Source organism: Vibrio sp. YYF0003, from assembly GCF_036350715.1.
In the GTDB taxonomy this organism is placed as follows: Bacteria; Pseudomonadota; Gammaproteobacteria; order Enterobacterales; family Vibrionaceae; genus Vibrio; species Vibrio natriegens.
This window is the reverse complement of sequence record NZ_JAZDWA010000003.1, coordinates 217,398-243,920: the sequence shown is the minus strand read 5'-3', so window position 1 is coordinate 243,920 and position 26,523 is coordinate 217,398. Positions and strand designations below refer to the sequence as shown.

Below are 26,523 nucleotides of genomic sequence, written 5' to 3'. Positions count from 1 at the left end.
GGCTCGTTGTACCCTAGCGTAATAGCCAAATGAATCAACTACTATCGTCGTAAATGTCCCAGCTCATTGACTCGCTGTGGCATAATCGAGATAAAGTAGCTGCAAAGATAAGCAGGCGAATGGCCTAGCCGAAATAAAACTAATTCCATTATCATAAAGGAAATCGTTGCATACGGCACTATAAGACCGCTTTCGTCGATAAAAATTCATTGATAGAGAACACATAATGCATATTTTTGGCAAAATATTAGGTGCCTTTTTTGGCTTGTTACTTGGCGGGCCACTCGGCTTGCTATTTGGCTTATTTGTTGGCCATCAGTTTGATAAAGCACGCCGTTTGAGTCATGCGGGGTTCTCTACTGGTGGGTTCGGCAAAGGACCGAGTCAGGCGCAACGTCAGGAAGAATTTTTCAAAGCGGCCTTTGCGGTCATGGGACACGTGGCAAAATCGAAAGGTCAGGTCACTAAAGAAGAGATTCAGCTTGCGTCCGCAATGATGGACCGTATGAACCTGCATGGTGAACAGCGCCGTGCAGCGCAAGACGCATTTCGTGAAGGTAAGGAAAGTGATTTCCCGCTGGAAGAGGTGTTGGTTAGGGTTAAGATCTCGACGGCGGGTCGTTTCGATTTACTGCAATTTTTCTTGGAGTTGCAAATTTCAGCCGCCTTTGCCGATGGCGAGATTCATCCAAGTGAACGAAATGTGCTGCATAAAATTGCACGCGCTTTAGGATTTTCTTCTGAGCAGCTAGAGCGAAGACTACACATGCAAGAAGCGGCGTTTCGCTTCCAGCATCAGGGCGGTTTTCATGGTCAGCATCAAGGCCAGTACCAGTCGTCTGGTGCAGGGTGGCAGCAAGCATCTCAAGCTGATCAGTTAGCGGATGCGTATAAAATCCTTGATGTTTCGGCGGATGCCGACAGCAAAACGGTTAAGCGTGCTTATCGTAAGCTGATGAACGAGCACCACCCAGATAAGCTGATGGCGAAAGGTCTGCCTCCAGAAATGATGAATGTAGCCAAAGAAAAATCGCAAGAAATTCAAAATGCTTATGATCTGATTAAGAAAGTAAAAGGCTTTAAGTAAATCTTTTTAGTTCTATCAGAGATGAAAGTAAAAAGGGCACTTGGTGCCCTTTTTGAGTTTTTGGGTTACAGGTGACTCAAAGCTATTCAAGCTATCCATTCAGTGAAATCAGTTAGCTTGATTCAAATTCCAATCGTAGTCGTATTTAACTCGACCGGAAAAGCGGTTGTACAGCGGTGCGTATTGCCTGATATGATTAAACACGTTGTTCTCACCACCAAAATCCACCGCAAACCAATCATAAATTGAAGAAATTTTCGCCGTGTCTCCTTCGATAGAAACGCCTTTCTTACTGTTGATAAATGTTTTCGCTGCGCTGTCTAACAAGGTCTGTGTGTTGTCAGCGGTAAACGCCTGAGCTTGCAAGTTCGGACAGCCCAGGCTTGCACAGTTAACTGCGTAATGTGTTCTTGGATCTTGCCAGATGGGGCGAAGAATTCGATGCTCAATATCATTCAGAGTTAAGTTTTGATTATTAATGGTAATGACGTCTTCATCCCAGGGCCCAAAACTAAACAGCCCTCCTAACTTAGTGATCGACTTTATCGGGTAATTATCCAATATCAGATCCACAGTGATGGCGTTGTACAGGTTTACCCAGTAAGCATATTGCTCAGCTTTGCGGTACTGCAAAGGATCGAGTTTTGCCAGACGCTGAATGTACTGTTTGAGTGTTGCTTTATCCGCTGCCGACACAGCGCGGTAGCGAAATAACGTATTTTCCCCCTGAGTGACAAGATAGCTGTCGAGTAATTGTTGCCACTCTTGGTGAGAGACTTGTGTTTGGCTGGCCTCATTTGAGTGGTTCCAGTAGGGCCATAGATCAGCTTTGGGAGCGGAGAAAACGGAAAAAGAAAATAGGGCGCAAAGGAGCAATAAAAAACGCATCATAGCGATACCGTCGGTTAAAGTTTGTAGTTAGTGTAGACCGGATTAGTGTTTGTTTTCTTACTTTTATCGACACGTAAAAATGAAAAAAGGCTGACAATGGTCAGCCTTTTACTTGTTTATTGCCTAAAGCGTCTTAGCGCAGGAAGCTTGGAATATTCGCTTCATATTCCGCAATTTTATCTTCGTGCTGAAGCGTCAAGCCGATGTTGTCCAAGCCATTCAGTAGACAGTGGCGACGGAACTCATCGATTTCGAAATCGTACTCTTTGCCATTGGCACGCACTTTGTTCGCTTCAAGATCCACTTCAATCTGTGCACCTTCATTCGCTTCAACGTATTGGAACAGTTCATCAACCTCTTGATCAGTCAGACGCACTGGCACCATTTGGTTGTTGATTGAGTTGCCATAGAAGATATCTGCAAAGCTTGGTGCGATCATCGCTTTAATGCCGTAATCGGCTAACGCCCAAGGAGCGTGCTCACGAGAAGAGCCACAACCGAAGTTTTCACGCGCAAGTAGGATAGAAGCACCTTGGTAACGTGGTGCGTTCATCACAAACTCAGGGTTTGGTTGTTCACCAGCATCATCAAGGAAGCGCCAGTCATGGAATAGGTGTTTACCGAAACCCAGGCGAGACACCTTTTGTAGGAACTGCTTTGGTATGATGGCATCAGTATCAACGTTCGCTGCATCTAGAGGAACAACTAAGCCTTTGTGTTGTTTAAAACCTGACATCTGTTTTTTCCTTAATCTAGTTCACGAATATCAACAAAGTGACCAGCGATAGCCGCCGCCGCCGCCATTGCAGGACTAACCAAGTGGGTACGACCATCACGGCCTTGACGACCTTCAAAGTTACGGTTTGAAGTCGATGCACAACGCTCCTGAGGACCTAGGCGGTCGTTGTTCATCGCCAGACACATTGAACAGCCCGGTAGACGCCATTCAAAGCCCGCTTCTTTAAAGATAACATCCAAGCCTTCCGCTTCTGCTTGTGCCTTCACTTGCTCAGAGCCAGGAACAATCAATGCCTGAACATGTGACGCGACTTTGCGGCCTTTAGCCACTTCTGCCGCTGCGCGCATGTCTTCAATACGTGAGTTAGTACAAGAACCAACAAACACTTTATCAACTGGGTAGTCTGACAGTGATTTACCCGCTTCTAGTCCCATGTAAGCCAGCGCTTTTGCTGCCGATGCTTTTTCCACAGGGTCTGAAAAACTTTCTGGTGAAGGAATCGGTTGGTCAACCGCGATAACCTGACCTGGGTTTGTACCCCAAGTTACTTGCGGTTTGATGTCCGCCGCGTTTAGCGTTACTACGGCATCAAATTCAGCATCATCGTCAGTTTTTAGTGTTTTCCAGTATTCAACCGCCGCGTCAAAATCTGCACCTTGTGGTGAGAATTTACGGCCTTTGATGTATTCGAACGTGGTTTCATCCGGTGCAATCAGACCTGCTTTCGCGCCTAATTCGATAGCCATGTTACAAACTGTCATACGGCCTTCCATTGAAAGGTCCGTAATCGCTTCACCGCAGAACTCAACTACGTAGCCAGTACCGCCCGCCGCTGTCGTTTTACCGATGATCGCCAGCACGATATCTTTTGCTGTAATGCCCGGAGCGACTTTACCTTTCACTTCGATTTTCATTGTTTTCGCACGTGCTTGTTTTAGCGTTTGAGTCGCTAGTACGTGTTCAACTTCAGATGTACCGATACCGAAAGCCAGTGAACCGAACGCACCGTGTGTTGCTGTGTGAGAGTCACCACAAACAATGGTCATGCCCGGCAGAGTAATACCTAGCTCAGGGCCCATAACGTGGACAATGCCTTGGTATTTGTGGTTTAGGTCGTAAAGGGTTACACCGAATTCTTCACAGTTTTTCGATAGCGTTTCCATCTGGATACGAGCCATCTCACCAGAAGCGTTGATGTCTTTGGTTGTGGTCGAAACGTTGTGGTCCATCGTTGCGAACGTTTTGCTTACCTGACGCACTTGACGGCCCTTTTCACGCAAGCCATCAAAAGCCTGTGGAGAGGTAACTTCGTGTACCAAGTGACGATCAATATAAAGAATCGGGTTTTCCCCTTCAGCTGCGACAGCAACGTGTGCGTCGTAGACCTTCTCGTAAAGTGTTTTGCCCATTATCACTAATCCTGTGTGCTGCCCCTGATAACGGCTTATCAGAGGCGAATAATTATTATCAATCTAGTTTAACTTATGAGTTCAAGATGTACTCGGCGATCTTGTCACCCATTTCTGACGTGGTCAGTGCAGGCTTGTCGCTTGCTAAATCAGCGGTAAGTTCGCCAGCAGAAAGTGCTTTCGATACGGCGGATTCAATGTCTTGAGCCGCTGCTTCTTCACCCAGGCTGTAACGTAGCATTAGCGCAGCTGAAAGAATTTGTGCTACTGGGTTCGCGATGTTTTTACCTGCGATATCTGGTGCACTACCGCCAGCTGGTTCGTAAAGACCAAACTTGCTTTCGTTAAGGCTTGCAGAAGGTAGCATGCCCATCGAGCCAGTAATCATTGCACATTCATCCGAGATGATGTCACCGAAGATGTTTGAACATAGCATTACATCGAACTGCGCTGGATCTTTGATTAGCTGCATGGTGGCGTTGTCGATGTACATGTGAGACAGCTCGACATCTGGGTAGTCTTTCGCGATCTCTTCTACTACTTCACGCCATAAGATAGAGCTCTGTAGTACGTTCGCTTTGTCGATTGAGCAAACTTTCTTACGACGTAGACGTGCAGATTCAAAGGCAATTTTAGCGATACGCTCGATCTCAAAGCGGTGGTAAACCTCGGTATCAAACGCTTTCTCTGTTGCGCCTTCGCCTTCACGACCTTTTGGTTGGCCGAAGTAAATACCGCCAGTCAGTTCGCGAACCACCACAATGTCAAAACCACGCTCAGAGATATCAGCACGAAGAGGAGAAAATGCCTCTAAGCCGCTGTGAATCTGAGCTGGACGTAGGTTACAGAACAGTTGGAAGTGTTTGCGCAGTGGAAGCAGAGCGCCGCGCTCTGGTTGGTCGTTTGGTGGTAGGTGTTCCCACTTAGGGCCACCTACTGAACCAAATAGAACCGCATCAGACTCTTCACACGCTTTTACCGTTGTTTCAGGAAGTGGGCAGCCATGATTATCAATAGCAATACCGCCGACATCGTGCTCATCACGCTCAAAAGAAAGGCCATGCTTTTTCTCGATTGCATCAAGAACTTTGTGCGCTTGTGCCATCACTTCAGGGCCAATACCGTCACCAGGTAGAACGGCGATTTTGTATGATTTGTCTGTCATGTTAATCCTTTAATATTCTAATTTTTAGCTAAATTTTATATCGAAGTTATTCTGTTGTGTGCTTGGAAGTAACGTTAGCTATTAAACAGTCGCAATTTTCTTTTGCTTGATTTCGGCAATCTTGTCGGCACGGTGAATGCTGTTGATTACGTGCAGTAGAGCCTGACCTGACGCTTCTACGATATCCGTTGAAACACCAGTACCATGGTACTTACGACCTTTGTAGTTAGCGATGATATCAGCTTGGCCTAAACCATCTTCACCTTCACCTTTTGCTGTTAAGTCGAACTTGTCTAGCACGATTTCGTAGCCTGTTACGCGGTAAATACACTGGTATAGCGCATCTACAGGACCATTACCGACTGCCGCTTCACACATTTCTTCATCGCCACATTGCATTTTAATGCTGGTGGTTGCCATCACGCTGCCTGATTGCACGCTCAAGTAGTTCAACTTGTAGAAGTCGTCTTCTTCACGAAGGTTAGAGAAGTGCATTAGCGCTTCCAAGTCGTAATCGAAAACTTGTCCTTTACGGTCTGCTAGCTTCAAGAAGTCAGCGTACAGCGCATCTAGGTTGTACTCATCTTCTTTATAACCCATGGTTTCCATGTGGCTCTTCACTGCTGCACGACCGCTGCGGCTGGTTAAATTAAGCGCTTGGTTCTTAAGACCAATCGACTCAGGAGTCATGATCTCGTAGGTATTCTTGTTCTTCAGCATGCCATCTTGGTGAATGCCTGAAGAGTGGCTAAACGCGTTGGCACCGACGATCGCTTTGTTACTCTGGATAGGCATATTACATAGTTGGCTGACTAACTTACTGGTACGGTGGATTTCATCATGTTTGATGCCAGTGCGAACGCCCATTAGTTCTTCGCGCGTTTTGATGATCATCGCGATTTCTTCAAGAGAGCAGTTACCCGCACGCTCACCGATACCATTAATTGTACCTTCTACCTGACGCGCACCTGCCTGAACAGCGGCAATAGAGTTAGCAACGGACATACCTAAATCATCATGGCAGTGAACCGAAATGATGGCTTTGTCGATGTTTGGTACGCGGTTAAATAGCGTTTCAATGATGCCGCCAAACTCACTTGGTACCGTGTAGCCCACAGTATCAGGAATGTTAACGGTTGTCGCACCTGCATTGATTGCAGCTTCAACCATACGGCATAGGTTGTCGATTGGTGTACGACCGGCATCTTCACAAGAAAACTCAACATCATCGGTGTAGTTACGTGCATGTTTGACTGCATTCACCGCCATTTCTAGCACATCGTCATAGCTGCGGCGTAGCTTGTCTTCGACGTGAATGGTCGATGTAGCCAAAAATGTATGAATACGGAACTGGTCAGCGACTTTCAATGCTTCTGCAGCAGCATCGATGTCTTTCGCAACGGCACGCGAAAGAGCACAAATTCGGCTGTTTTTAATGTTTTTAGCAATGGTTTGTACTGACTCGAAATCACCCGGAGAAGAGATAGGGAAACCTGCTTCGATGACATCAACGCCCAGCCTTTCCAGCGCATAGGCAATTTGCAGTTTTTCTTTAACCGTCAAGCTTGCTGATAACGCTTGCTCGCCATCACGCAAAGTGGTGTCGAATATAATGACTTGATCGTTCATGTTTGCTTCCTTAATGATTTCTGCACTTTCGTGTGAGTTAATCGTTTACTTCCGGTATTTAGGTATAAAAAAACCCGCATTTGCATGCGGGTTCTTAGAACTTGGTGTGGTTATTTTTCTTCCACAGCCTACCCGCGCGAACTGGTCACGATCAGGAGGAGGCTAAGCAGGATAGAAAAATGAGCTGACATAATTGTTAAGCTTTCCACAAAATTAAGTTAACAAATTAGTACCGCACTCCATGAACTACGTCAACCCTAAAGTCGATTTTTTATTCATATCGGATGAGTCGATTGCAAAGAGGAGTATTTCATCCCGTAAAAAGTGAGCTGATAGGGGGTTCCATGATTCAGTCAAACTCTCGATAAAGATCACGGGTTCATTAGGTTGATCATTAAATAGAGGGATCAGGCTTACAAGCTATCCAGACAAGCATTGAATTGTTGGTTGAGAATCGATAGATAGAGTTTATAGTCTATCTCGAAGTGATGATAACACAGCCTATTGCTTAGATTGGTTCGACAAGACAATGAGGCGTCTTTGTGTTCAGTTTCTGAGGTAGTTCTTGAACTAAGTGAAAGTTACAAAGGCAGAGGATTAATGGCTAAAGCAAAACAATTTGGATGTTCAGCACTAGCACTAACATTGATCAGCTTATCAGGTTGTCAGCTGTTTCAATCACAAACAACTCTGATCGTTCCACCTACCGTTGCGAATGATCAGGCTCAGGTCGTCGCGGTAATTCGTGATCAAATGGATATGTACTTGAGTTACGAAGGCCGAGAGTATTTCTTAAATCAGATGTTGGTTGCGCTGGAGTCTGACAATCGCGATAGGTTTAAGGGGAAAGACCCTGAAACCTATGCGTGGTGGAAGATTCATGTTCAGCCTAACGAATTGCATCAGGCTGAAGTCGTCAGACCGATGGAAGAGGGCATTGAGGTATACCAGGGATTAGAGTTTATGGATGTACCTTATCGCTCAAAGTCGACATTGCATTTGCGCTCCAAGCCCAGTTCGGATGGGGAAGAACTGAGCTCAGTCAGTAAAGGGGAAGTATTTAATGTTGTCGCTAAGGTCTCCGACCTGCCATGGTATTTGGTCGAGCAGCGAGGGGTGATCAAAGGCTATGTCCATCAAGATTATGCGCGGAGTAATGTCGGCGAGCGTGATCTTCTTTCTACACCACCCAATCCTTTACTCGCGTCCGCTAAGGTTACCGATGATAACTTTGAATATCGGTATGAGCTTCAGGGAAGCTACACTTGCCGGGTACTCAGCTATGAGCTGAGTAAAAATGGTGAGTTTACCACTGGTGCCTTGCGGGCCTGTCGTAAAAAGAGAAAGGTCTGGTATATCGACGCACCGCAAGCCTAACCCCCATCATGTCCCAATACGTCCATAAATGGCACGTAAAAATATTGATTTGTTCGGCTGTCTTGAGGCCGGGTAAATCACATCGATGCCATTCCTGTCATTAATTGTCCAACTTCCCGTCATGTGGCTGTCACTAAAAACACCTAATTTGCGTAAAAGGCGTTGTCAAAGTGAGGGAAGGTCATATGAGAACGATAGAGACAATTACTCAGCCAATAACGGCCATCGCTAAGTTCGACTTAGCACTTTCTAGCGTTTGTTTACAACACCGCTTTAATCAGCAAGTAGCAAATATTAGCAAAGGGATTTCACACAGTGGTGATGGCCATCTTTACTTAGTTCTTGGAGTACTGGCGTGGTACCTGGATAAGGAGCAGGGGTTATGGTTTCTGCTTGCCGGGCTGCTGGCATTTGCCGTCGAACTGCCAATCTATTGGACGCTGAAAAACAGTTTTAAGCGTCGCCGTCCTGAAGAACTGAGCGCTTTGTTACCTGCTTTTATTACCCCTTCTGATCGCTACAGTTTACCGTCCGGACATACTGCTGCCGCTTTTGTCATGGCAACACTTATTGATCACTTTTACCCACAACTGGGATTTGCTGCTTATTTCTGGGCGAGCTTGATCGGCTCTGCACGTATCTTCCTCGGGGTGCACTTTTTCACGGACATCATCATCGGTGCGCTGTTGGGAAGTTTGTGTGGTGGGCTCGCTATTTCAATGATCGGAGTTTAATTGATGAAAATCCTATACGGTGTGCAAGGCACCGGAAATGGTCATATTGCTCGCGCCAGAGCCATGAGCAAAGCATTTGGAATGCGAGATGTGCAAGTCGATTTTCTGTTTTCTGGTCGTGACCCAAACAAGTACTTTTCAATGGAAGCGTTTGGTGATTATCAAACGCGTCGAGGGCTCACTTTTGTGACCGAAAAAGGATCGGTAAACTACGCAAAAACGGCACTTAACAACAATTTGATTCAGTTTTTTAAAGAAGTGAATCAGTTAGACCTCTCTACTTATGATCTGGTGATTAATGATTTTGAACCTGTGACGGCATGGGCTGCCCGTAAGCAGAACAAGCCATGTATTGGGATCAGCCATCAGAATGCCTTCCGTTATCCCGTTCCGCTTAAAGGCGCAAGTTGGCTGGATAAGTCAATGATTGAACACTTTGCTCCCTCACAACATCATCTGGGTTTGCACTGGTATCATTTCGATCAGCCCATACTGCCTCCTATCATTCATACATTGGACAGTCAGGAACACTGCGATAACTTCGTGTTGGTTTACTTGCCTTTTGAATCTATTGAGGACATTGCTGATCTATTGTTCCACTTTAATCAGCAGTCATTCATTTGTTATCACCCTGATGTGATAGAAAGTGAAGTGATCGAGAATATCGAGCTGCGTCCACTGTGCCATACCAATTTTCAGCATCACCTACATCGTTGTAGTGGCGTCATCGCCAATGGTGGTTTTGAGCTGCCGTCAGAGGCGCTTTCTCTCGGCAAGAAGTTATTGTTGAAACCATTAGCGGGTCAATTTGAACAGCAAAGTAATGTCGCAACGCTCGAAGATTTAGGGCTTGCTTCTTCGATGGACAGCTTAGACATTTCAGCGGTGCGCCATTGGCTGAAAGAGCAACAAGCGGAGAGCGTTAAGTATCCGGATGTGGCTCAGGCGATCGTTCATTGGGTGCTGCAAGGCTCATGGGATTCTCAAGAAGAGTTGTCCAGGCAGTTGTGGGAGCAAGTGGACTTTCCGAGTTACGTCTCTCATATCTAAAAAGCCATAACCAAGTAATTTTAATGCAGCAGTGCAATAATTACTGCTGCATTTTTATTCACTTCATGTTAGTTTTGATTCAATCGTACTGTCGTTGCTACTGTGCTTTTCTAAGTAAAATTGCTCAGGGTTATTGACTGTGTTTCTCTTAAAAAATTTATTCATATTCTCAGTGAATGGGTTTTGGGCTCATTTTTCTCACTGTTGAAAACACGACCCATGGGCTTGATTTGCCTGATTTTAGCGATTTTATATTTTTTTATGTTTTTATCAATATATTGATTTTTAAAGGATAAATAATTTAAGGGCTAAAATTTACTGATTAATTGTCAATCTAGTTGCGAAACCCTAATCAATTCGTTGATAGTACGGTTCGAGCCGGAATTATGCGGCCGATAAATATAATAAAAATCAGGTTTTCTATTCGTGAGATAATTGAATCCAGCCGCCGTCTTTTGTGCGAGATGGGATTCTATTCGCTATGAATTCATTGAACCAAATTGACGATTACAAAAGAGGCGCACTCAATGTTAGATAAAAAAGACGCGATGAGCGCAATTGCTAGCTACCGTATGGAAAGTACTTTGCGTGGTGTAGATTTAAACCTGTTAACGGTATTTGATGCCGTAATGCAGGAGCAAAATATCACTCGCGCAGCACACAACTTAGGTATGTCTCAACCAGCAGTAAGTAACGCAGTCGCACGTTTAAAAGTGATGTTTAATGACGAACTATTCATGCGTCAGGGTCGAGGCATTCAGCCAACCCAACGCGCTCGTCAGCTATTTGGTCCCATCCGTCAGGCGCTGCAATTGATCCGCAATGAGCTGCCAAGCTCTGTATTCCAACCGGAGTCTTCAACGCGCTTATTTAAACTGGCGATCTGTAGCCCATGTGATTTACGTTTTGCACCAAAGATTATGTCTAAAGTGGCGCAACAGGCACCGAGCGTTCAGCTTCATTTAGACGCTGAATTCGACCGTCTTCTGTCTGAACGCATGCGTTACCAGGAGATTGATTTTGTGATCGACTACGCTCGCTTTGATGAGCAAGGTTTCTCGAGCACAGAAATTTTTAAAGATGAACTGGTGGTGATTGCTTCTAAAACGCATTCACGTATTCAGGGCATGGTCACTGAAGAACAGCTGATTAACGAAAAACACGCGAAACTTTCACGAGTGCATGGTCAGCGTAGCTTCTCTGAGCAAGCGTACCGCGAGCTTGATTGTCTGGCTGCGTATGAAGGTTCAAGCCTGAGCAACCTGCTGTATGTGGTAAGTCAATCTGAGCTTGTGACGATTGCGCCACGCTGGATGGCAGAAAATGCGGTAAACAGCGATCAGCTGCAAATTCTGGAACTGCCATTTGCAAGTAAAGAAATCAGTGGATATCTGAGCTGGCATGAGTCTAGTGAGAAAGACAAAGGCCACATCTGGCTTCGTGATCAGTTGATGATTATCTGTGGCGAAGTTGTCGCACAAAAATAAGTGAAGTATGAGCTACCGGTTGAGTCCGGTATCTCAGTAAGTACTGAGTGTTTGATGCGGAAGATTCCTCAAATACTCACCAAATTTTACAATTACAAAGCCCCGGAAGGTTTGCTCTTTCGGGGCTTTTTATTTTTTACAATGGTTAATATAAACAGAAAGTTAAGTGCTTTTCTATCCGACTATCGGTGGGGTGGTTCGCACTCATTAGTGAAGCCGATCTCTTAATAAAGAGAAGTTTGATATTCGTCAGTTGCGTTTTGCCGCCCTGTGAGTACACTTGCTCGCTCAATTAGCTTACACCTGTAAGCCAAAGGTAAGTAAAAATGGCCAAGTTAGATTTTCATATCGTTAAACGTATTCGTGAACAAATTGCGAAAGGTGATACTCGCGTTGCTCTAAAACACAAAGTGGGCAATGAATGGCAAGGTATTACTTGGCAGCAATTTGGTCAGCAAGTGGATGAACTATCGCTTGCACTTTTGGCTCAGGGATTGAGAGTTCAGGATAAGGTCGGCATTTTCTCAAATAACATGCCGCAATGGACGATTGCTGATTTCGCCGCACTGCAAGTACGCAGTGTGACGGTTCCTATCTATCCGACTAATACGGCTGCGCAGTCGGCGTATATCCTCGACAATGCAGACGTGAAAGTTCTGTTTGTGGGTGAGCAGCCTCAGTTTGATGCAGCCGTCAGTATTTTCGAGCAATGCAGTCAGTTAGAACTGATCGTGGCGATGTCTGACGATATCGAGCTTGGAGATCATCCATTTGTTGCTTCTTGGAAGGATTTTATTGCCAAGGGCAACAGCCGTTACCAAGAAGAGTTGGACGCTCGTGTTGCACAGGCTTGTGAAGATGATTTGCTTACCCTGATTTATACCTCTGGTACAACAGGACAACCGAAAGGGGTAATGCTGGATTACGCTAATATTGCCGCGCAGCTAGAAGGGCATGATAAACGCTTGAGCCTATCTCAGGATGACGTCTCGCTGTGTTTCCTGCCATTGTCTCATGTGTTCGAGCGAGCGTGGACATTCTATGTCCTGTATAAAGGCGCAACCAACTGTTACCTCAAAGACACAGCGCAAGTGCGAGACGCGCTCAGTCAGGTTCGTCCAACTGTGATGTGTGCAGTGCCTCGCTTCTACGAAAAGATTTTTTCTGCGATTCATGAGAAGGTGTCTCGTGCACCGATCCACCGTAAGATCATGTTTACCTGGGCGGTGAACATGGGCGCTAAAATGGCGTTATGCCATCAGGAAAAGCGTCAGCCTTCAATCATGCTGCGTAAAGCTCATGCTCTGGCTGATAAGTTGGTACTGAGTAAGCTACGTGCGCTATTAGGTGGACGTATTAACTTCATGCCTTGTGGCGGCGCGAAGCTGGATGAAACCATCGGCCGTTTCTTCCATGCGATGGGCATTAACGTTAAGTTAGGCTACGGCATGACGGAAACAACCGCGACCGTATCCTGTTGGGATGATTACTGTTTTGATCCTGACTCTATCGGTACATCGATGCCGGGCGCACAAGTCAAAATCGGTGCAAACAACGAAATTTTAGTTCGTGGCCCTATGGTCATGCGTGGCTACTACAAAATGCCAGAAGAGACTGAAAAAACGTTCGATGAGCACGGTTTCCTGAAAACTGGCGATGCCGGTCATATTGATGAAAACGGCAATCTCTTTATCACTGATCGTATTAAAGAGTTGATGAAAACCTCGGGTGGTAAGTACATTGCGCCACAGATGATTGAGGGTGCCATCGGTAAAGATCACTTTATCGAGCAGATTGCGGTTATCGCTGATACACGTAAATTCGTCTCAGCGTTGATTGTGCCTTGTTTTGATTCGTTGGAAGAGTATGCCAAAGAGTTGAACATTGCGTATCACGATCGCGTTGAGTTGATCAAACATCACCAAGTCGTAGAAATGCTCGAAAAGCGAGTTAATGAACTGCAAAAAGAGCTGGCTAAGTTTGAACAAGTTAAAAAGTTTAAACTGTTGCCAAAGGCTTTCTCGATGGATGATGGTGAGCTGACACCGACACAAAAATTGCGTCGTAAAGTTATCAACGACAAATACCAAGATGAAATCGAAGAAATGTACAAGGAAAAGCACTAGTTCGCTTAACTTGAACTCGCTTAGATTTCAAATTGATTAAAAAGTCCCCAGAGATGCCTCGTTCATGTCTGGGGACTTTTTTATTTACCAGTGTTCCTACTGTATTTTCGTCTGGTTAAGGGGGATTTTTCGACAAATATAGAGTTGCATATGAAATAATATTCTTTTTTTAACCAATACGCTCATTGATCATACTGTCTATTTTCGCTTCTCTGGCTGCTCTTTCTTCTATCAATCCAATTCTTGGTATCTTGTTAAGAAATGAGATCTGGATCTCATTAGACCCGTTGATAATAAAACGTTACATTTGTTGGGTAACCTTGCGGGATGTTATGACGAACGCAAGACATAGCCGAAAACGTGGAAGTATTTCGATTAGGCTACGAATAAGCCCTAAACTATGTAAAACCAGACCTATCCGTTGACCTTACGGTGTGGAAACTGGGTAAGGAGAGCAATTATGACAGCAATGTTGTCAGGTGCAGAGATGGTTGTGCAATCTCTGATCGAAGAGAATGTATCGCAGATCTTTGGTTACCCTGGCGGTTCCGTTCTAGATATCTATGACGCACTGCACGCCAAAACCGACCAAATTAAACACGTACTAGTAAGACATGAACAAGCCGCAACGCATATGGCCGATGGCTATGCTCGTGCTACCGGCAAGCCGGGTGTCGTACTGGTATGTTCAGGTCCTGGCGCGACCAATACAATTACAGGTATTGCGACCGCTTATATGGACTCTATCCCAATGATCGTTATCTCAGGTAACGTACCGAACAACCTGATTGGTAACGATGCATTCCAGGAATGTGACATTGTTGGTGTCTCTCGCCCAGTGGTAAAACACAGCTTTTTAGTAAAGAAAGCGGAAGATATTCCTGAAACCATCAAAAAAGCGTTTTACATTTCGACGACAGGTCGCCCTGGTCCAGTTGTGATTGATTTGCCAAAAGATGTTATGAATCCGCAAATCAAACTGCCTTACCAGTATCCAGAAAGCATTTCGATGCGTTCATACAAGCCAACCACTTCGGGGCACAAAGGCCAAATCAAGAAAGCACTCAAGTCTCTACTTGAAGCGAAAAAACCTGTGCTTTATGTCGGTGGTGGTGCGGTGATTTCCGGCGCACACGAGCATATCTTTGAACTGGCAGACAAGCTGAACCTTCCTGTAGTGAGCACCTTGATGGGCTTGGGTGCATTCCCTGGCATGCACAAAAACTCGCTGGGTATGTTGGGTATGCACGGTACGTACGAAGCCAACATGGCAATGCACGAAGCTGACCTGATTTTTGGTATCGGGGTTCGTTTTGATGACCGTACGACGAACAATTTGGAAAAATACTGTCCGAATGCGAAAGTTATGCATATTGATATCGACCCATCGTCGATTTCAAAAAACGTGAAAGTAGATTTACCAATCGTTGGTTCGGCAGAAAAAGTGCTTACGACCATGCTAGGTTTGCTGGCTGAGCAAGAAGGTGCAAACGACGAAGAAGCGATCAAAGCGTGGTGGGAAGACATTCAAGTTTGGCGCGATCGTCAGTGCTTATCCTATGAAACCTCATCAGAGATTATTAAGCCTCAGCAAGTTATTGAAACTCTGCACAAACTGACCAATGGCGATGCTTATGTTGCTTCAGATGTAGGTCAGCACCAAATGTTTGCTGCGCTTTACTACCCATTTAATAAACCACGCCGTTGGATCAACTCAGGCGGTTTGGGCACGATGGGCTTTGGTCTTCCTGCTGGTTTGGGTGTTAAATTCGCTATGCCAGAAGAAGAAGTGGTTGTGGTTACCGGTGACGGCAGTATTCAAATGAACATTCAAGAGTTGTCGACCGCAATGCAGTACGACATCCCAGTGAAGATCATCAACCTGAATAACCGTTTCCTAGGCATGGTAAAACAGTGGCAAGACATTATTTACCAAGGTCGTCACTCTAATTCATACATGAGTTCTGTTCCTGATTTTGCAGCAATTGCAGAAGCTTATGGTCACGTTGGTATTCGTATCGAAACGCCAGATCAGCTAGAAGCTGGTTTGCAAAAAGCACTCGATATGAAAGACCGCTTAGTGTTCGTTGACATTAACGTCGATGAAACTGAGCACGTTTACCCTATGCAGATTAAAGGTGAGGGTATGGACAAAATGTGGCTAAGCAAAACGGAGAGAACTTAATATGAGACACATTATTTCATTGCTATTGGAAAACCAACCTGGTGCGTTGTCTCGCGTTGTAGGCTTGTTCTCTCAACGTGGTTACAACATTGAGTCTTTGACGGTTTCTCCTACAGACGACGAAACTCTTTCTCGTATGAATATCACAACGACCTCAAACGAGATGCAACTTGAGCAGATTCAGAAACAGCTACATAAGTTAATTGATGTGCTAAAAGTTCAGGAAGTAACAGAGCTTGAGCACCTTGAACGTGAACTGATGATGGTGAAGGTGAAAGCGAGTGGCTTTGCTCGTGCTGAAGTAAAACGCACAGCAGACATCTTCCGCGGACAGATTGTCGATGTTACTGCTTCTCAATATACCGTTCAATTGGCGGGCACCAGTGAGAAACTGGATGCGTTTATTAAAGCAATTTCGGAAGTTACGGAAGTAGTGGAAGTTGCTCGTAGTGGGGTAGTTGGCATTGCGCGTGGAGAACGTGCGCTGAAGCCTTAACGCTAACCGATAGCTTGCTACCAAGAAAAGCCACCGTGAAAATCGGTGGCTTTTTAAATTTGGTACCAGCCAACCGGTGAATCAGTTTCGTGATAAGCAAAAACAAAAAAGAGGGCCGAAGCCCTCTTTTTATTTATCTTGTAAACGTTTCGAATTAAAGAACGTGTACAGATGCAGTGTTTGTAGTACCTGAAGCTACTAGAGCACCAGAAACCATCACAACGATGTCGCCTTTGTTACCTAGGCCAGACTCTAGAGCAAGCTCTTTACCAGTCACGTAGAATGCGTCTGTGTTTTCGATAGAGTCAACAACGATTGGCGTAACACCTTTAGTAAGAACAAGCTGTGCAGCTGTCTTAGTGTTAGTTGTTAGTGCTAGGATGTTTGCAGTTGGGAAGTACTTACGTACTGAACGTGCAGACTTACCGCCTTCAGTTGCAACAACGATAAGTGGAGCAGCCAGTTTCTCAGCAGTGTCTACAGCGCCTTTACATACCGCTTCAGTGATACGTAGACGTGGGCTGTCTAGACGAGAACCTAGTTCCGCTTTAAGAACTGAATCAGTACGTTTAGCGATTTGCGCCATGATAGTTACTGCTTCAACAGGGTATTTACCTTTTGCAGTTTCACCAGAAAGCATTACTGCGTCAGTGCCATCCATTACAGCGTTAGCAACGTCGCCTGCTTCCGCACGAGTAGGACGTGGGTTGTTGATCATAGAATCAAGCATTTGAGTTGCAGTGATAACCATCTTACGTGCACGGTTACACTTCTCGATCATCATTTTCTGAGCGAAGATTACTTCTTCTGCTGGGATTTCAACACCTAGGTCACCACGTGCAACCATGATGCCGTCAGAAAGCTCTAGGATCTCATCGAAGTTATCAACACCTTCTTGGTTTTCGATCTTAGAGATGATGTGGATGTTCTCGCCGCCGTTTGCAGCAAGTACGTCACGGATTTCTTGAACGTCAGAAGCTTTACGGATGAAAGAAGCCGCAACGAAGTCAACGCCTTGCTCACAACCAAACTTAAGGTCGTTCTTATCTTTTTCAGATAGAGCTGGTAGGTTTACAGAAACGCCAGGTAGGTTAACACCTTTGTTTTCGCCTAGTGCACCGTTGTTAAGTACTTTACATTTAACTTCAGTTTCAGTAGTCGCGATAACTTCCATCTCGATTAGACCGTCGTCTACAAGGATAGTGTTACCAACGTTTAGGTCTGCTGCGAAACCAGCGTAAGTCACTGCTACAGTGTCTTTGTTACCAACAACTGAAGTGTCAGTTGTGAAAGTGAATTCTTGACCAGCAACTAGATCAACGTCGTTACCGCCTTCTAGTTTGATAGTACGGATTTCTGGACCTTTAGTATCAAGAAGGATTGCCAGTTGTTTGCCAGTTGCTTCCATTACTTGGCGGAAGTTCGCAATACGAGTGCCGTGCTCTTCATAGTCACCGTGAGAGAAGTTAAGACGCATAACGTTCATGCCTGCGTTTACTAGTTCAGTTAGCTTCTCTACAGATTCAGTTTTAGGGCCAATCGTACAAACGATTTTGGTCTTTTTCATGGAAGATACTCTCCGGTAAGTATAGTTACAATTTGAAAGTCGGTTATTTACTCTGAAGTCAGGGCGTTTTTGATGACATTTTGTGCCTGTCACCCACCGATTTTCCGCCACATTATTGAACTTCAGATTCTGAAAGTCTTTCACCAAGTTTAGTCATTTTATGACTTAAAGATCGGTGATTTTGGTTACCTTTTTGTGACTAATCCCACTTTATATGCAGAAAGTTGCAAAAAAATAGCCGTCATTTCTGTAATTTTTTTTCTTTTCGGTGGCGAATTCTACCACCGAATGAATCCAATATCACTGTTTAAGAATTGTCTTAGGACAAGGTTTTATCGAGAAATATTAATTTTTTGGATCGAAATAAATGGACTTAAAAGTTTCGATTTGACTATAATAACTTTCGAAACGAAACTTAAAATCAAAACGTAAATGTCGAAACGAAACACTCAACTAAGAAGACACGCTATTTCTAACCTAGTTTCTGAACTGGGCGAAGTCAGTGTCGATGAATTGGCTCATCAGTTTGAGACCTCTGAAGTCACGATTAGAAAGGACTTAGCTTCTTTAGAGAAAAATGGACAGCTTTTGCGTCGTTATGGTGGAGCGATCGCGATCCCAACGGAAGTTATCCATGAAGAATTGAGTCCAAATGTTTCGACTCGAAAGTTAAATTTAGCCAAAGCGGCCGCATCGCTGATCCGAGACCACAATCGCATTGTTATCGACAGTGGCAGTACGACCGCAGCATTAATACAGCAACTAAACGACAAGCGTGGTTTAGTCGTAATGACCAACTCATTGCATGTGGCAAATGCCCTTAATGAGCTGGAAAGTGAACCGACTTTATTAATGACAGGCGGGACCTGGGATACACACTCTGAATCCTTTCAAGGCAAAGTGGCTGAGTCTGTTTTAAGAGCTTATGACTTTGACCAGCTTTTTATTGGTGCTGATGGTATCGACCTAGAGCGCGGAACGACCACATTTAATGAGCTGGTTGGCTTAAGTAATGTGATGGCAGAAGTGTCCCGCGAAGTCATTGTAATGATTGAGTCTGAAAAAATTGGTCGCCGTATTCCGAATCTTGAGCTCGCATGGCAACAGATCGATGTGCTGGTAACCGATGCGGATATACAAGATGGACACAAATCACAGATTGAACAGCATGGCGTGAAAGTCATTTGCGCCTAACAAACTTATATTCAAACTAACATTTTTAAATTTACTTCCCTCATGTACGGGCCTTTGCTTGCTGCCTCTATATGAAATCATGGCTAGGGAAGAACAAAACTAAAATCGGAGAAAAAACATGTGTGGAATCGTCGGTGCAGTGGCACAACGAGATGTTGCAGAAATTTTGGTCGAAGGTCTACGTCGTCTGGAGTACCGTGGCTATGACTCGGCGGGCGTAGCGATCGTCGATGCTGAAAATAATCTGACTCGCGTTCGTCGTCTAGGCAAAGTGCAAGAGCTGGCTGATGCGGTTGATTCAGAGAAAGTGATTGGCGGCACTGGTATTGCGCACACGCGCTGGGCGACACACGGTGAGCCTTCAGAAATCAATGCGCACCCACACATGTCAGGTGATATCACTGTTGTGCATAACGGCATCATCGAAAACTACGAAGAACTGCGTGAAATACTTCGTGAGCGTGGCTACGTATTCGAATCTCAAACTGATACTGAAGTGATTGCACACCTTGTTGAGTGGGAACTTCGCACGTCAGAAACGCTGCTTGAAGCGGTACAAAAAACAGCGAAGCAACTGGAAGGCGCTTACGGCACAGTAGCGTTGGATCGTAAAGATCCTTCTCGCATTGTTGTGGCTCGCTCTGGTAGCCCGATTGTTATTGGTTTTGGTGTGGGTGAAAACTTCCTGGCTTCAGACCAATTGGCATTGCTTAACGTTACTCGCCGCTTCATGTACCTGGAAGAAGGTGACGTAGCTGAAATTACGCGCCGTGAAGTGACCGTTTATGATGAAACGGGTGAGCATGTAGAGCGTGAAATCACTGAGTCTAATGCTGAGCACGACGCGGGTGATAAAGGTCAGTACCGCCACTTCATGCAGAAAGAAATCTACGAGCAGCCAAAAGCGTTAATCAACACAATGGAAGGTCGCATTACTGCCGATTCTGTTGTGACGGATGCGATTGGTGTGCATGCGGCAGACATTCTAAGTAAAGTCGAGCACGTACAAATCGTAGCTTGTGGTACTTCTTATAACGCGGGTATGACAGCTCGTTACTGGTTTGAAGATATTGCTGGCGTAAGCTGTGACGTAGAAATCGCATCTGAGTTCCGCTACCGCAAGTTTGTTACTCGTCCAAACAGCCTTCTTATCACGCTATCTCAGTCTGGTGAAACGGCCGATACGCTAGCAGCGCTTCGTCTTGCGAAAGAGAAAGGCTACATGGCGGCAATGACCATCTGTAACGTGGCTGGTTCTTCTCTTGTTCGTGAATCTGATTTTGCCTTTATGACTCGCGCTGGTGTTGAAATCGGTGTGGCTTCTACCAAAGCATTTACTACTCAGCTATCTGCACTGTTGATGCTGGTTACTGCGCTTGGTAAGCAACAAAACCGTATCAGCAAAGAGAAAGAAAAAGAGATCGTAGAAGCACTGCACGCCCTACCAGAGCAAATCAATCAGGCGTTGTCTTTTGAAAAAGAGATCGAAGCACTGGCAACGGATTTTGCTGATAAGCACCATACTCTGTTCCTTGGCCGTGGTGAGTTCTACCCAATCGCGATGGAAGCCTCTCTGAAACTAAAAGAGATCTCTTACATTCATGCTGAAGCTTACGCAGCAGGTGAACTAAAACACGGTCCGTTAGCACTTATTGATGCTGACATGCCAGTGGTTGTGGTTGCGCCAAGTAATGACCTGCTTGAGAAGCTGAAATCAAACGTTGAAGAAGTTCGTGCACGTGGCGGTCTACTGTACGTATTTGCTGACGCTGATGCAGGCTTTGAAGGCGATGACACAATGAAGATCATCACAATGCCACACGTAAGCGAAATCACTGCAGCGATTTACTACACCATTCCAATGCAGTTGCTGTCTTACTACATTGCTCTGATCAAAGGTACTGACGTTGACCAACCACGTAACCTGGCAAAAGCAGTTACCGTGGAATAACACTACTCATTACCAAGTGAATTACAAAGCCACCTATTACGCCGCGCGTGATAGGTGGCTTTTTCTTTTATGCTCATAGACAAAATAGGGGAAGCATCTTCACAGTGTTGCGAATGTAACCGCGGTGGTAAACCCAGGTTGCGGGCTCACATTGTTCGATGGAGTGCGTTAAGGCTGAATTTGACGAAGTGAGTCCAACGCCGTGTTCATGCTGACAGAGTCAGTCAGTGTATTGAGTTTGAAAAACAGGATGTCGAAAGCAATCATCTGCAGCAGTTGTGGCGTGACCATACCTAATTGGTTGTGCTCTTCGGTGTAGCTATAAGGAATGACGAAATCCGATAGCTGAGCCACTTTGCCTTTTCCGTAACGAGTCAGTGCGATCACTTTGGCACCGTTGGCGCGTGCTTTTTCAATCGTGGCCAACACTTCTTGTGTATTGCCTCGCGCCGATACCACCAGCAATACATCGTCTTTTTTCAGCAGTGAAGCCTGGACGATTTGAATGTGGTAATCCAGGTTGAACTGAACGTTAAAACCAGAGCGAATCAGCTTGTGGTTGATGTCGGCGGCGACCACCGCAGAAGCCCCAATACCTGAGAGCAGAATCTTGTTTGCCTTGAGCAGTAACTCAGCACTGCGCTCAATGGTATCGGTATCAATCAGGCTTAGAGATTGTTCAATCTTACTGGTAAATAAGTTTTTTGATTTCTCAATGATGGTTTGGGTTGAGTCACTGCTTTCGATTTCTGCATACAGAGATTGAGTGGGCAGCTTCTGTGTTTGTGGAGCAAGTGCCGCGAGCTTCAGTTTTAAATCGGGAAAGCCGCTACAGCCGATGCTCTTGGCATAGCGAATCACCGAGGAGTCGCTGATACCCAGTTTAGCGCCGACTTTGGTGGCGCTAAACTTGGAGAGGTCAAACTGTTGCTCAATAATAAAGTGCGAAATTCTTTGCTCGTTCAGGTTAGTGGAATGAGCGAGTACTTTGACTTTATTGATGATGCTTTCCATTGATGCCTCTACAGTGAATTCGTCCCGCCGCAACGAATTGTACGACGGGATGATATTAGCGACTTTTCGCTGTCTTTTCGACTGGATCGGTAAACCCTAAGAGCATCGACGCGATAAAACCGACAATCCATGCACACACTACCGCAAGAAGGAATGATGGAATCTGCCCCTCGCCAACCAGTGGAATCAGAGAAAGCCCAGCAGTACCAAATGGAATGATGATGCCAATCTTGAACGCGGCCATCATGGCACCACCAGCAAAACCGCCAATACAGCCTGCAATAAAGGTTTTACCTAGCGGTAGTGACACACCAAACAACAGTGGTTCGCCAACACCCAGAATACCAACAGGCAGAGCACCAGTGATGGTCTTCTTCAGGCGTTCATTCTTCGACTTAAGGTATACGTACGCCGCAGCGCCGACTTGCCCCATGCCACCCATCGCTAAAATCGGGAACAGGTAGTTAAGACCAAAAGTCTCAAGAATTTGCGCATGAATAGGGATAAGACCTTGGTGTAAGCCTGTTAATAGTAGGAACAGGAAGCCACCACCCAGGACACCGCCAACCGCTACGGAACCTGCGGATTCATTAAGCAGTGCAACCGAAACCAAGTTACCTAGCCACACGTTTACCGAGTGGGCGATAGGCTGCAAGATGAACAAAGCCACTGCCGACGACACCAAAATCGTCACGGTTGGAGTAAAGATAAGGTCGAGACTTTCTTTACAGTGGCTACGGAACCAAAGCTCAAACTTAGAAGAAAAGACACAGACCAACAATACAGCAAACATGCCGCCGCCGCCCGGAACTAATGCGTTACCAAATAACTCGATATTGGCAAGGCCCGGCGCAGCCAAAACTGCAGCCATCACCGCACCAATCGCAGGAGACGCCTGAAGTTCTTTGGCGGTATTCATACCGATCATGACAGAAAGCACGGCGAATACGGCTTTACCAACGACAGTGAATAGCGAGAAGATATCTGGGTTGGCTGCGACAAATTCCGGAGCGACGAGTTTGAAGATGTTCACCATCCCCAGAACTAAACCACATCCGATCAAAGCTGGAATGGTAGGTACAAAAATTGCGGCTAAGGTGTTGAGAGCGCGACGAATCGAAAATGGTTGCGCAACAGGGGCCTCCGCCGAACCTTCCTCAATACCTGCACCTTTCATTCGTTTATTAAGAACGCCAGCGACTTTTGCCGCAGTGCCCATGCCGACGATAATTTGATATTGTTCTCCGGCATCAACGACACCTTTAATACCCTCAACCTCTCGTAGTGCATCCATATTAAATTGGGAGCGGTCTTTAAGCACGATACGTACGCGTGTCATGCAGTTGGTCAGGGTCGCGACGTTATCAAAGCCGCCAATATGCCGTTCAATGTGATCGGCAATGAGTTCCAGATGTTCTATCTTATTTGCCATGCTATTTTCCTTGCAGTAACTGCTGTTTCAGAGGTTGGAAGGGTTGTGCCGCAAGAGCCAACGCTTTAGAAGGTGAAGTGTCCAACGTGTGCAGCAATACCGCAGCACGAACATTGTATTCCACCGAATCCAATAGCTTGGCGGCGGTTAACTCATCCACTTCACAAATTTGCTGCACCATGTGCTGGGCACGAATGCGCAGCTTCTGGTTATTCGCTTTGACGTCTACCATCAGGTTTCCGTGCACTTTACCCAGTTGCAGCATGACCGAGGTACTCAGCATGCCCAGTAACATCTTTTGTGCTGAGCCGCTTTTCATCCGTGTCGAGCCTGCCAGTACCTCTGCGCCGACATCCGGTGCAATAGACACATCCGCGTGTTGCGAAATAAGCCCAGGTCCTCGGGTACTGAGTGCAATGGTTTTCGCGCCGATCTGTCTGGCGTAATCCAGTGCTGAAATGACGAAGGGCGTTCTTCCACTTGCGGCAATCCCAACCACTACATCTTGCGAAGTCAGTTGGCGCTGGCGAAGTTCGGCAGGAGCGGACTCTTTGCAGTCTTCAATGTCTTCCACAGCCGCGAGCATAGCGTCAAGACCGCCTGCGATAATAGACTGGACCAGAGCAGGATCGGTACCAAAAGTAGGGGGGCATTCTGCTGAGTCTAAAACACCAAGTCGGCCGCTGGTTCCTGCACCAACATAGAATAAACGGCCGCCTTGTCTCATCTGCGAGGCAATCAGTTCAACCGCTTTGGCGACATCTGGCAGCACTTTATTAATCGACACAGCAACACTGGCATCGTGCGCATTGAGTAATTCCAGCACTTCCATTAATGGCAACTCGGACAGCTGTTCTGTCTCGGGGTTTTGCTCTTTATTAATGGTGGACGACAACTCACTCATAACTCTCTCCGTTGATAATCGACGGATAGATAATAATTAAACGTCGAGTTCCGACAATTTAAATAGTACGGATTATAGATTGGAGTCACATATGTAAAACGATGTTTCATTTATTTTTGTTATGGTTCGACTACTTATTGATAGGAGACTTGACGGGGAGTGAATGGTTGTATTAACGAGTGAGAATGTCGAGAGGTGACATTCTCTAAACAAAACATCAGGTCGAGGAATCGGTGAGTAGAGGTAGTAATAATTCAAAGCAGTAGTCAGTACTGCACAAAGATAGCGTTAGTAATGTTTAACTATTAAAAAGGACTTTCCTTGCCAAGTTCATTGCAGATTTCGACAATGGCGAGGGAAAGCCCTGATTTGATGATTTGTTGTTGGCGCTGAAGTTGAAGCTGATAGAACTCCAGATCGATGTCGTCATCCGGTTCATTGACTTCCAGTTGCACCATGCCCATTTTCTTCACCAAATGCAGCTTTTTGATCGGATCGAGAATGTTTGGGTCAGTGAACTCGTAGTCGGATGCGTCGCTGTTGAGTTGATTTTTGAGCTTAATGATATCTTCAATATCGTGGTAAATATCGTCAGGTAGTACGCCCAAACCAAACAGTAATTTTAGACGAACAGACAGATCGCCCAGTGGGCCTGAGTCTTGTAGTAGCGGGCCGACAACCGATTGAACAGCGAAGTTATCTTTACGGAAAATTCTTTGTATCAGACCGTCGATCGACTCGTTAAAGACGTCGACCGTGGCAATAAAGAAGCCCCGCACTGAGGGTGCGCCGTTGAGTCGTTCAATGATCTCGGTTTCGTTGATGTTATCTGCCATATACTGAGTAGTTGTTAAGTCGTTATTATAAGGGGAGCATTGCCCCCCTCTGAGTTAATTACAGCTGGTTGTAGAGTGCCTCAATATGAGCCACCTCAGCGCTGTCTTCTGCAAGACCTGTGTATTTCGCGAGCGTTGGCTTCACGCCGACTTCTTTTAATGAAGTTTGTAATTCAACCGCTTGAGGATCGGTGTCGTTAGTGTACTTCAACGCCGCCGCTATCCCTTTTAAAAGTGTTTGATTTTCAGTGCCATATTCAATTGTACCGAGTAATGGCTTCACTAATCTATCATTTGCACCTAATTTGCGAATTGGCTGACGTCCAACGCGGTCAACTTCATCAACTAAGTATGGATTGGCAAAACGGCCCAGAATCTTCTCGATGTAGGCATTGTGCATGTCGCGGTCGAAGCCATAACGACGAATCAGCACTTCACCACTCTCGATCATGGCCTGCTTTACTTCAGCCTGAATCTCAGGATCTTCAATCGCTTCTCTAATGGTGCGGTGTCCTTTCAAGCAGCCCAAGTAAGCCGTAATACAGTGGCCGGTATTTAGGGTGAACAGTTTACGTTCCACAAACGCCATCAGGTTGTTGGTCTTTTCCATCCCAGCGATGTCCGGGATTTCCCCTTTGAATTGTTGCTCGTCAACAATCCACTCGCTGAAGCTTTCTACCGTTACTTCCAGTGGATCATCGTTGGCAGCTTCTGCTGGTGGCACGATACGGTCTACTGCAGAATCGACGAAGCCAACGAGCTCATCGGCTTTTGCGTGCAGTGACGCATCAAGATGCTTGTACACTTCGCCTTTTAAATGGGTCGTGCCGCGAACCATGTTCTCACAGGCGATGATGTTCAATGGTGATTCATTCCCCGCTTCGAAACGTTTGGTGATGCCGGTTGCAATGGTTTTCGCAATGATGTCCAGCACGTTGGGACCAACGGCGGTTGTCACTAAATCGGTTTTTACGATGCGGTCAATCACGTCTTCACTTGCTGAGTTAACTGCGGTGACATGCGTGACTGTGTCTATTTGGCACTCCGTGCCCACCACTTTAACTTTGTATTCTTGTTTATGACTGAGTTGGTCTACCAACGGGGCATCAACGTCAGCGAAAGTGACCTCGACGTCTGCGTCTGCTAAAAGTTTACCGATGAAACCACGACCAATGTTACCTGCGCCAAAATGAACTGCATTTTTCATAACTGTTACCTACCAATGTCTGAAATATTGACTAACGAATCTA

21 protein-coding genes are annotated in these 26,523 nt (G+C 45.7%); 10 read left to right on the top strand and 11 right to left on the bottom strand.

Annotated elements, in window-relative coordinates:
• Positions 1 to 226: 226 nt before the first annotated feature.
• Positions 227 to 1,087 carry a co-chaperone DjlA gene (gene djlA / locus V1U08_RS11340; RefSeq protein WP_330470617.1) on the top strand — a complete coding sequence of 287 codons (861 nt, stop codon included), beginning with the start codon at positions 227 to 229 and terminating at the stop codon, positions 1,085 to 1,087.
• Positions 1,088 to 1,195: 108 nt separating this feature from the next.
• On the opposite strand, the gene V1U08_RS11335 is transcribed toward djlA, so the two are convergent.
• The 5 genes from V1U08_RS11335 to leuA form a co-directional block, all read right to left on the bottom strand.
• The gene (locus tag V1U08_RS11335) at positions 1,196 to 1,978 is read right to left on the bottom strand and encodes a DUF547 domain-containing protein (RefSeq protein ID WP_330470616.1); all 783 of its coding nucleotides are present in this window, start codon (positions 1,976 to 1,978) and stop codon (positions 1,196 to 1,198) included.
• 133 nt (positions 1,979 to 2,111) lie between these two features.
• On the bottom strand, positions 2,112 to 2,714 hold the full coding sequence (gene leuD, locus V1U08_RS11330; protein ID WP_065299092.1) for a 3-isopropylmalate dehydratase small subunit: 603 nt from the start codon (positions 2,712 to 2,714) through the stop codon (positions 2,112 to 2,114).
• 11 nt (positions 2,715 to 2,725) lie between these two features.
• On the bottom strand, positions 2,726 to 4,126 hold the full coding sequence (gene leuC, locus V1U08_RS11325) for a 3-isopropylmalate dehydratase large subunit (protein ID WP_014230724.1): 1,401 nt from the start codon (positions 4,124 to 4,126) through the stop codon (positions 2,726 to 2,728).
• Positions 4,127 to 4,199: 73 nt separating this feature from the next.
• Positions 4,200 to 5,291 carry a 3-isopropylmalate dehydrogenase gene (gene leuB, locus V1U08_RS11320; RefSeq protein ID WP_020335844.1) on the bottom strand — a complete coding sequence of 364 codons (1,092 nt, stop codon included), beginning with the start codon at positions 5,289 to 5,291 and terminating at the stop codon, positions 4,200 to 4,202.
• 81 nt (positions 5,292 to 5,372) lie between these two features.
• The gene (gene leuA / locus V1U08_RS11315) at positions 5,373 to 6,920 is read right to left on the bottom strand and encodes a 2-isopropylmalate synthase (RefSeq protein ID WP_014230726.1); all 1,548 of its coding nucleotides are present in this window, start codon (positions 6,918 to 6,920) and stop codon (positions 5,373 to 5,375) included.
• A 600-nt stretch (positions 6,921 to 7,520) separates the two neighbouring features.
• On the opposite strand from leuA, the gene V1U08_RS11310 reads away from it, so the two are divergent.
• The 7 genes from V1U08_RS11310 (at position 7,521) to ilvN (ending at position 16,375) form a co-directional block, all read left to right on the top strand.
• Positions 7,521 to 8,297: an SH3 domain-containing protein gene (locus V1U08_RS11310; protein WP_330470615.1), complete on the top strand. Its 777-nt coding sequence runs from the start codon at positions 7,521 to 7,523 to the stop codon at positions 8,295 to 8,297.
• A 185-nt stretch (positions 8,298 to 8,482) separates the two neighbouring features.
• A complete protein-coding gene (locus V1U08_RS11305) occupies positions 8,483 to 9,031 on the top strand; it encodes a phosphatase PAP2 family protein (RefSeq protein ID WP_020335846.1) in 549 nt (182 codons plus the stop codon).
• 3 nt (positions 9,032 to 9,034) lie between these two features.
• Positions 9,035 to 10,081, top strand: coding sequence for an MJ1255/VC2487 family glycosyltransferase (locus V1U08_RS11300; RefSeq protein ID WP_330470614.1), 1,047 nt, complete (start codon positions 9,035 to 9,037; stop codon positions 10,079 to 10,081).
• A gap of 527 nt (positions 10,082 to 10,608) precedes the next feature.
• A complete protein-coding gene (gene calR, locus V1U08_RS11295) occupies positions 10,609 to 11,568 on the top strand; it encodes a LysR family transcriptional regulator CalR (RefSeq protein WP_020335847.1) in 960 nt (319 codons plus the stop codon).
• Between the two features lie 326 nt (positions 11,569 to 11,894).
• The gene (locus V1U08_RS11290; protein WP_243975883.1) at positions 11,895 to 13,694 is read left to right on the top strand and encodes an AMP-dependent synthetase/ligase; all 1,800 of its coding nucleotides are present in this window, start codon (positions 11,895 to 11,897) and stop codon (positions 13,692 to 13,694) included.
• Between the two features lie 460 nt (positions 13,695 to 14,154).
• A complete protein-coding gene (locus V1U08_RS11285) occupies positions 14,155 to 15,879 on the top strand; it encodes an acetolactate synthase 3 large subunit (protein WP_020335849.1) in 1,725 nt (574 codons plus the stop codon).
• 1 nt (position 15,880) lies between these two features.
• On the top strand, positions 15,881 to 16,375 hold the full coding sequence (gene ilvN / locus V1U08_RS11280; RefSeq protein ID WP_014230733.1) for an acetolactate synthase small subunit: 495 nt from the start codon (positions 15,881 to 15,883) through the stop codon (positions 16,373 to 16,375).
• 154 nt (positions 16,376 to 16,529) lie between these two features.
• Here the strand turns inward: ilvN and pykF are convergent, their stop codons facing one another.
• Positions 16,530 to 17,942, bottom strand: coding sequence for a pyruvate kinase PykF (pykF, locus tag V1U08_RS11275; protein WP_014230734.1), 1,413 nt, complete (start codon positions 17,940 to 17,942; stop codon positions 16,530 to 16,532).
• A gap of 432 nt (positions 17,943 to 18,374) precedes the next feature.
• On the opposite strand from pykF, the gene V1U08_RS11270 reads away from it, so the two are divergent.
• The gene (locus V1U08_RS11270; protein WP_330470613.1) at positions 18,375 to 19,136 is read left to right on the top strand and encodes a DeoR/GlpR family DNA-binding transcription regulator; all 762 of its coding nucleotides are present in this window, start codon (positions 18,375 to 18,377) and stop codon (positions 19,134 to 19,136) included.
• Between the two features lie 118 nt (positions 19,137 to 19,254).
• Positions 19,255 to 21,087 carry a glutamine--fructose-6-phosphate transaminase (isomerizing) gene (gene glmS / locus V1U08_RS11265; protein ID WP_330470612.1) on the top strand — a complete coding sequence of 611 codons (1,833 nt, stop codon included), beginning with the start codon at positions 19,255 to 19,257 and terminating at the stop codon, positions 21,085 to 21,087.
• Between the two features lie 168 nt (positions 21,088 to 21,255).
• Here glmS and V1U08_RS11260 read toward each other — a convergent pair whose 3' ends face one another.
• The 5 genes from V1U08_RS11260 to V1U08_RS11240 all read right to left on the bottom strand — a co-directional run bounded on the left by V1U08_RS11260 (position 21,256) and on the right by V1U08_RS11240 (position 26,480).
• Positions 21,256 to 22,101, bottom strand: a complete 846-nt coding sequence (locus V1U08_RS11260; RefSeq protein ID WP_014230737.1) for a MurR/RpiR family transcriptional regulator — start codon at positions 22,099 to 22,101, stop codon at positions 21,256 to 21,258.
• A gap of 55 nt (positions 22,102 to 22,156) precedes the next feature.
• On the bottom strand, positions 22,157 to 23,533 hold the full coding sequence (locus V1U08_RS11255; RefSeq protein ID WP_014230738.1) for a PTS transporter subunit EIIC: 1,377 nt from the start codon (positions 23,531 to 23,533) through the stop codon (positions 22,157 to 22,159).
• A gap of 1 nt (position 23,534) precedes the next feature.
• Entirely contained in the window at positions 23,535 to 24,437 is a 903-nt protein-coding gene (murQ, locus tag V1U08_RS11250) for an N-acetylmuramic acid 6-phosphate etherase (RefSeq protein WP_329347088.1), read from the bottom strand.
• A gap of 305 nt (positions 24,438 to 24,742) precedes the next feature.
• Positions 24,743 to 25,273, bottom strand: coding sequence for an MltR family transcriptional regulator (locus tag V1U08_RS11245; protein WP_014230740.1), 531 nt, complete (start codon positions 25,271 to 25,273; stop codon positions 24,743 to 24,745).
• 58 nt (positions 25,274 to 25,331) lie between these two features.
• The gene (locus V1U08_RS11240) at positions 25,332 to 26,480 is read right to left on the bottom strand and encodes a mannitol-1-phosphate 5-dehydrogenase (RefSeq protein ID WP_014230741.1); all 1,149 of its coding nucleotides are present in this window, start codon (positions 26,478 to 26,480) and stop codon (positions 25,332 to 25,334) included.
• Positions 26,481 to 26,523 lie beyond the last annotated feature (43 nt).